This window comes from Burkholderia sp. Ac-20379, from assembly GCF_017104645.1.
Classification (GTDB): Bacteria; Pseudomonadota; Gammaproteobacteria; order Burkholderiales; family Burkholderiaceae; genus Burkholderia.
Window position 1 is genome coordinate 1 of sequence record NZ_JAAGPF010000357.1, and the last position, 7,061, is coordinate 7,061.

The 7,061-nt window shown below is 71.0% G+C and carries 5 protein-coding genes, 1 pseudogene and 1 riboswitch; of the genes and pseudogenes, 3 read left to right on the plus strand and 3 right to left on the minus strand.

Annotated elements, in window-relative coordinates:
- The 3 genes from G3N92_RS28755 to G3N92_RS28765 form a co-directional block, all read left to right on the plus strand.
- The coding region (locus tag G3N92_RS28755) for a transglutaminase family protein (RefSeq protein WP_206130968.1) at positions 1-1,540 on the plus strand (1,540 nt) is incomplete at its 5' end.
- 199 nt (positions 1,541-1,739) lie between these two features.
- A complete protein-coding gene (locus G3N92_RS28760) occupies positions 1,740-4,352 on the plus strand; it encodes a circularly permuted type 2 ATP-grasp protein (protein ID WP_241015080.1) in 2,613 nt (870 codons plus the stop codon).
- A complete protein-coding gene (locus G3N92_RS28765) occupies positions 4,349-5,482 on the plus strand; it encodes a transglutaminase family protein (protein WP_241015078.1) in 1,134 nt (377 codons plus the stop codon). Before G3N92_RS28760 ends, G3N92_RS28765 begins: the two co-directional genes overlap by 4 nt.
- Before the next feature lie 48 nt (positions 5,483-5,530).
- On the opposite strand, the gene G3N92_RS28770 is transcribed toward G3N92_RS28765, so the two are convergent.
- From G3N92_RS28770 to mutL, 3 genes and pseudogenes are all read right to left on the minus strand, one after another.
- Positions 5,531-5,950 (minus strand): hypothetical protein, encoded by a 420-nt coding sequence (locus G3N92_RS28770; protein WP_206130970.1) that lies wholly within the window; start codon positions 5,948-5,950, stop codon positions 5,531-5,533.
- A gap of 1 nt (position 5,951) precedes the next feature.
- A riboswitch (SAM-I-IV-variant riboswitch) is annotated at positions 5,952-6,054 on the minus strand.
- Positions 6,055-6,153: 99 nt separating this feature from the next.
- Positions 6,154-6,369 carry a hypothetical protein gene (locus tag G3N92_RS28775; RefSeq protein ID WP_241015079.1) on the minus strand — a complete coding sequence of 72 codons (216 nt, stop codon included), beginning with the start codon at positions 6,367-6,369 and terminating at the stop codon, positions 6,154-6,156.
- A pseudogene (gene mutL / locus G3N92_RS28780) lies at positions 6,366-7,061 on the minus strand (DNA mismatch repair protein MutL); the annotation flags it as partial. The gene G3N92_RS28775 and the pseudogene mutL, both read right to left, overlap by 4 nt.

Sequence of the window (7,061 nt, forward strand, 5' to 3'; positions counted from 1 at the left end):
TCGTTTCGAATCGGCCAGCGGGATCACGCGCACCGCGCTGTGCGCCGAAGTGCGCCAGGGCGTGCTCTATCTGTTCATGCCGCCGCTGGCCGAGCTCGAGGATTATCTCGACCTGCTCGGCGCGGTCGAGCTGACGGCGCGCGCGCTCGGCGTGAAGCTGATCCTCGAAGGCTATCCGCCGCCGCGCGACGCGCGCCTGACGGTGCTGGCCGTGACGCCCGATCCGGGCGTGATCGAGGTGAACATCCACCCGGCGCACGATTTCCGCCAACTGGTGCAGCAGACCGAATTCCTCTACGACGCGGCCTGGCGCACGCGCCTGTCGTCGGAGAAGTTCATGATCGACGGCCGCCACGTGGGCACCGGCGGCGGCAATCACTTCGTGCTCGGCGGCGCCACGCCGGCCGACAGCCCGTTCCTGCGCCGCCCGGATCTGCTGGCCAGCCTGATCGCCTACTGGCACAACCATCCGTCGCTGTCGTATCTGTTCTCGGGCCTGTTCATCGGGCCGACCAGCCAGGCGCCGCGCGTCGACGAAGCGCGCAACGACCAGGTCTACGAGCTCGACATCGCGTTCAAGGAGATCGAGCGCAACAAGCTGCTGTTCGGCCAGGACATGCCGCCGTGGCTGGTGGACCGCGTGCTGCGCAACCTGCTGATCGACGTGTCGGGCAACACGCACCGCTCCGAGTTCTGCATCGACAAGCTCTATTCGCCCGATTCGTCGACGGGCCGCCTCGGCCTGCTCGAACTGCGCGCGTTCGAAATGCCGCCGCACGCGCGGATGAGCCTCGTGCAGCAACTGCTGCTGCGCGCGCTGATCGCGCGCTTCTGGAACACGCCGTACCGCACGCCGCTCACGCGCTGGGGCACCGCGCTGCACGACCGCTTCATGTTGCCGTCCTTCATCAAGATGGACTTCGACGATGTGATGACCGAGGTGCGCGAGGCCGGCTTCCCGTTCGACGCGGCCTGGTTCGCGCCGCACTTCGAGTTCCGCTTCCCGCTGTTCGGGCAGGTGGCGGTGAAGGGCATCGAACTGAGCCTGCGCGGCGCGCTGGAGCCGTGGCACGTGATGGGCGAGGAGGGCGCGGCGGGCGGCACGGTGCGCTATGTGGATTCGTCGCTCGAGCGGCTCGAGGTGCATGTCAGCGGCCTGAACGACAACCGCCACGTGGTGACGGTGAACGGCCGCGCGCTGCCGCTGCAGCCCACCGGCACGGCCGGCGAGTTCGTGGCCGGGGTGCGCTACAAGGCGTGGGCGCCGCCGTCGGCGCTGCATCCGACGCTCGGCGTGCATGCACCGCTGACGTTCGACATCGTCGATACCTGGATGCACCGTTCGCTGGGCGGCTGCCGCTATCACGTCGCGCACCCGGGCGGGCGCAACTACGCGACGTTCCCGGTCAATGCCTACGAGGCGGAAAGCCGGCGGCTCGCGCGCTTCGTGTCGATCGGCCACACGCCGGGCCGGATGGACGTCGCGCCGGCCGCGCCGAGCCGCGAATTCCCGTTCACGCTGGACCTGCGGCGCGACTGAGGCCGGGGCGATCCGGCCGGGCCGGCGCGATTGCGCCGTCCCGGTCGGCATCGACTTGCGGGGATGATAGGATTCCGGCTCGAAGGGCGGCGCATGCCGTGGACGAGGGGTCCGCGGCCGACTTGGCGAACCGCCCCAGGCTGACGAAACGAACACCGTGCTTTCCCAAATTACCGACGATCTGACCGCCGACGACGCCATGCATACGCTCTTCGACACGGGATCGATCCAGGACGCCGCCGAACTCGGCGCGGCGCTGGCTGCCCCGGCGGTGACAGGCCGCTACGACGAGTTGCGCGGAGGCACCGCCGCGTTGCAGACGGCCGCGCTCGCGCCGGTCTGGCGCGAATTCTTCACGCAGCTCGGCAGCGTCGGCTTCGCCGACCTCGACCGCCGCGCCGAGGCGCTCGAACGCCGCATGCGCGAGAACGGGCTCGCCTATCAACTGCACGATCCCAACGCCGGCAGCAGTGCCGGGCGGCCCTGGTCGCTCGACCTGCTGCCGATGATCGTCGCGCCCGACGACTGGACCCAGATCGAACACGGCGTGCTGCAGCGCATGCGGCTGCTCAACGCGGTGATGGCCGACGTCTACGGCGAGCAGCGCCTGCTCGAACAGGGGCTGCTGCCGCCGGCGCTGGTCACGGGCCACCCCGGCTATCTGCGGCCGATGCGCGGCGCGGCCGTGGCGGGCGGCATGTGGCTGCACCTGGCCGCGTTCGACCTGATGCGCGGGCCGGACGGCCAGTGGCGGCTCGTCGCGCAGCACACGCAGGGGCCGACCGGGCTCGGCTATCTGCTCGAAAACCGCGTGATCGTCTCGCGCCTGTTCCCGCGCGCGTTCCGCGGCCTGCGCGTGCAGCGGCTGGCGGCCAGCTACCGCGCGCTGCTGCACAGCATGCAGGACATGAGCCCGGCCAAGAAGAATTCGCGGATCGTGCTGCTGACGCCGGGCCGCCATGCGCCGACCTATTTCGAGCATGCCTACCTGGCGCGCTATCTGGGCCTGACGCTGGTGGAGGGCGGCGACCTGACCGCGCGCGACAACCACGTCTATCTGAAGACGCTGAGCGGGCTGGAGCCGGTGCACGGCATCCTGCGCCGCGTCGACGACGAATGGCTCGACCCGCTCGAACTGCGTCCCGATTCGATGCTCGGCGTGCCGGGCCTGCTGCAGGCGGTGCGGGCCGGCAACGTGCTGCTGGCCAACGCGCCCGGCTCGGCGTTCCTCGAATCGCCGGGCGTGCTCGGGTTCCTGCCGAAGCTCGCCGAACAGGTGCTGGGCGAGCCGCTGGCGCTGCCGGCGCTGCCCACCTGGTGGTGCGGCGAGGCCGCGGCCTGCGCCGATGCGCTGCCGCAGCTCGCGCGCGCCATCATCAAGCCCGCCTATCCGCCGAGCGCGCAGGCGGGCGGCCGCTTCGATCCGGTGCTCGGGGCGCGGCTGACCTCGCAGCAACTGGCCGAATGGCGCGCGCGGATTCTCGCCAATCCGGCGCATTACGTCGTGCAGTCCGATTTTCCGCCGTCGCAGGCGCCCACCTGGCCGAGCAGCACGCACGCCTACGAAGGCGGCGCGCGGATCGTGCCCAAGCCGCTGCTGCTGCGCGTGTTCGCGCTGGCCGACGGGGCCGGTTCGTGGCGCGTGCTGCCGGGCGGGCTGTCGCGCGTGGGCACCCGCGACGAGCTGTTCAATGCGCCGATGCCGCGCGGCGGCAGCAGCGTCGACACCTGGGTGATCACCGAAGGCGCGATCGATCCGACCACGATGCTGCAGACGCATCTCGGCCCCGACGATCTGATCGCGCGGCCGCGCACGATCTCGAGCCGCGCCGCCGAAAACCTGTTCTGGCTCGGCCGCTACACCGAGCGCGCCGTCAACCTGATCCGCCTCGCGCGCGCCGCGTTCGAGCGGCTGCGCGGCGAGGACGACGTCGACAGCCCGGCCCACCTCGAACTGCTCGACGCGCTGTGCCGTGAGAACGGCCTGATTCCGGCCGAGACGCAATCGGCCGCCGCGTCGCCGCGCGATTTTCAGCAGGCGCTGGCGCGCACGCTGTCGCGCCGCGCCGATCGCGGCTCGGGCATCGCTGCCTGCGTGCTCGGCATGCGCGGCGCGGCCGCCGCGATCCGCGAACGGCTGTCGCGCGATCAATGGCGCCTGATCGACGACGCCACGCAATTGTTCGACGAGCCGGGCAGCGGCGGCGAGGACGAGCCGGAGGAACAGCTCGGCAACGCCGCGCTGCACATGCTCGACCGCCTGAACCTGCTGCTGACCGCCATCACCGGCGCGCAGACCGACAACATGACGCGCGACGACGGCTGGCGGCTGCTGTCGATCGGCCGGCAGATCGACCGCGTCGATTTCCTGTCGAGCGTGCTGCGCTTCGCGTTCGAGGACGGCGCCGTCACCAAGCAGGACGGCTTCGAGCTGGTGCTCGAACTGTTCGACAGCACCATCACGTTCCGCTCGCAGTTCCAGCGCTGTTTCGACGTCGCGCCGCTGCTGTCGCTGGTGGTGCTCGACGGCGACAACCCGCGCTCGCTGGCCTGGGTCGTGCAGAAGATGCAGGGCCGGCTGACCAAGGTCGAGCACGGCGAGGGCTACGCGCTGTCGGAGTTGACCGAGACCATGCCCGATATCGGCAGCTGGTCGTTGCACGCGCTCTGCGAAACCGACGAGGACGGCCGCCACGCGGTGCTGCTGGAGCGGCTCCAAGCCACCGGCCGCGCTGCGTGGGAGCTGTCGAACCGGATCGGCGAGCGGTATTTCAGTCACGTGAGGGAATCGGGCAGGTCGCTATGGGGATGAGCGGGAAAGCTACCGAGGCCGCCAAGCGCGCGGGGCGCGCGGCCGAAGGCGCGGCGGGGCAAGCAGCGGAGCCGCCGAAAAAGGCCGGCGCGGGCGGTGCGGCGGCGGCCGTGGTTGCCGCCACGCCAGCCACGCCGGCCGCTCCGGCCGTGTCCGCCACCGAGCCGCGCACGCTGCGTGTCACGCACGACACGCGCTACCGCTACGCGGCGCGCGTCGAATCGGCTCAGCATCAGGCGCGCTTGCGCCCGCTCGATCTGCCGCGCCAGCAACTGATCGATTTCGCGCTCGCGATCGAGCCGCTGCCCGAGGGCGTGGGCGTCGAGATCGACGCGTTCGGCAACCAGCGCACCTCGTTCGCGCTGAACCAGCCGCATGAGGAGCTGTTCGTGCGCAGCCGGAGCGTGGTGCGCGTGACGCCGCCGAAGCTGTCGGCCGGCAAGCGCGGCGAGCCGCCGGTGTCGATCGCCGCGCCCGCGCCGGGCACGGCCACGCCTTGGGAAGCGGTGCGCGAGCGGCTGACCTATCGCGCCGGCCATCCGTACGACGCCGCCAGCGAATTCGTGTTTCCGTCGCAGCACGTGGCCTGCCATCCCGATCTGGCCGCCTACGCGGCCCGCAGCTTCACGGCCGGCCGGCCGCTCGTGCAGGCCGCATGGGATCTGATGCGCCGCATTCACGCCGAGTTCGCCTACACGCCGAACAGCACCGACGTGAACACCACGGCGCTGGCCGCGCTGGCCTTGCGCAAGGGCGTCTGTCAGGATTTCGCGCACGTCATGATCGGGGCGATGCGCTCGCTCGGGCTGGCCGCGCGTTACGTCAGCGGCTATCTGCTGACTCAGCCGCCGCCGGGGCAGCCGCGCCTGATCGGCGCGGACGCCTCGCATGCATGGGTGGAAGTCTACGATCCGGCCTGGCCGGAAGACGGCGGCTGGCTGCAGCTCGATCCGACCAACGATCGCGCGCCGGGCAACGACTACGTGATGTTGTCGGTCGGCCGCGATTACGCCGACGTCACGCCGTTGCGCGGCGTGATTCGCGGCGGCGGCGCCGATCAGGTGCTGACGGTCGGGGTGACGGTGGAGCCGATCGAGCCGGACGCGGCGGAGAAGGGCGGCGCGGCCTGAAGGCCCGCGCGGCGATTGCCGCGTCAGGCGGCGGCGCGTAGCGTCAGGTCAGGCGGCCGTCGCGCCGACCGGGCTGCCGATCTCGGCGTCGTCGTCGGCCGGCGCGTCGTCGCGCACGAAACAATGTTCCAGACGAATCCTTTGCACGCCGCCGAGTGCGAGCAGTTGCTCGCGCAGCGCGCGGGCGCGGCGTTCACCGATGCCGTCGAGCACCAGCGTCTGCGTCAGCAATTGGCGGCAGCGCAGCAGCGGCGCGCTGTCGGCGCGCGCGCCTTGCTCGGCCAGATACGCGGTCACGCGTGCGGCAGCGTCGCTGTGGGCGAGGGAAACGATATGGAAACGGTGTGTCAGCTTGAAGCCGGGCAGACACAGGGAGGAATCGGCGATCAGTTCTGCCACGGGAGAAAGGCGGGAAGACTGCTGCATGCAAGCTCCGGTAAAGAGGTAGTTCGAACCGGTGCCGGCCATGCCGCTCCCGCTTCGTTGCCGACTATCGGCCGCATCGCCTGATGGCGTCCACCTTGCCCGGGGAGGCAGGTTGGCGTCGGGAAACCCGACTCTGGATGCAGGTGCCATGATAAAGAAAAATACCGCCGCCTGCCAAGCCGGATTCCAATCGGCCCGGCCCGGCAGGTTTCGGCGGTGCGGACGTGGCCGCCGGGGCAGCCGCGTTACGGCATCGGCGTGGCGGAGCGGGCATCGCCCACCGGCGCATCGTCCACCCGCACGCGGCTCAGGAACGCGAACGCCGCAACCGCGCACAGCACCGTGATGGCCGTCAGTGCATCGAGCAGATGGCCGAACGCCGCGTGATGGGCCGCCCGCAGCGCGGCCGGGGCGACGCCCGGCAGGCGCGCGGCGGCGCCGGGGCGGTGCGGCGCGCTCATTGACCGCGCATGAACAGGCGGTCGAGATCGCCGAGCGTCAGCTGATACCAGGTCGGGCGGCCGTGATTGCACTGATCGGCGCGTTCGGTGGCTTCCATCTGGCGCAGCAGCGCGTTCATCTCGTCGAGCGTGAGGCGGCGGTTGGCGCGCACCGCGTGGTGGCAGGCCAGCGTGCCGAGCAGTTCGTGCTGGCGCTCGGTCAGCACGCGCGAGCCGCCGAACGCGTGCAGATCGGCCAGCACGGCGCGCGCGAGCGTCTGCAGATCGGCATCCTTGAGCAGCGCCGGCACCGCGCGGATCGCGAGCGTGGTGGGCGACAGCACGGCCAGGTCGAAGCCGAGCGCGTCGAGCGTTTCGCGCTCTTCTTCCACCACGCCGATTTCCACCGGCGTGGCCGTCATCGACACCGGCAGCAGCAGCGGCTGCACGGCGACCGCCTTGTCGGTCAGCGCGTTCTTGAACTGCTCGTAGAGGATCCGTTCGTGGGCCGCGTGCATGTCGACGATCACGAGCCCCTGCGCGTTCTGCGCCAGCACGTAGATGCCGTGCACCTGGCCGAGCGCGAAGCCGAGCGGCTGGTCGTCGTGCGCGGCGTGCGCCGGCAGCGTGCCGGGCGTGCCGCCGAACGGCAGCGGCGACGGTTCGGCGGCCAGGCCAGCGCCGCTGTCGCCGGCCGATGCGCCGGTGGCGTC

What these genes read in the sequence shown, in the direction of transcription:
- G3N92_RS28760 (WP_241015080.1), top strand. Translation starts at nt 1,740, where the DNA reads ATGCATACGCTCTTCGACACGGGATCGATCCAGGACGCCGCCGAACTC.
- G3N92_RS28765 (WP_241015078.1), top strand. Translation starts at nt 4,349, where the DNA reads ATGAGCGGGAAAGCTACCGAGGCCGCCAAGCGCGCGGGGCGCGCGGCC.
- G3N92_RS28770 (WP_206130970.1), bottom strand. Translation starts at nt 5,950, where the DNA reads ATGGCCGGCACCGGTTCGAACTACCTCTTTACCGGAGCTTGCATGCAG.
- G3N92_RS28775 (WP_241015079.1), bottom strand. Translation starts at nt 6,369, where the DNA reads ATGAGCGCGCCGCACCGCCCCGGCGCCGCCGCGCGCCTGCCGGGCGTC.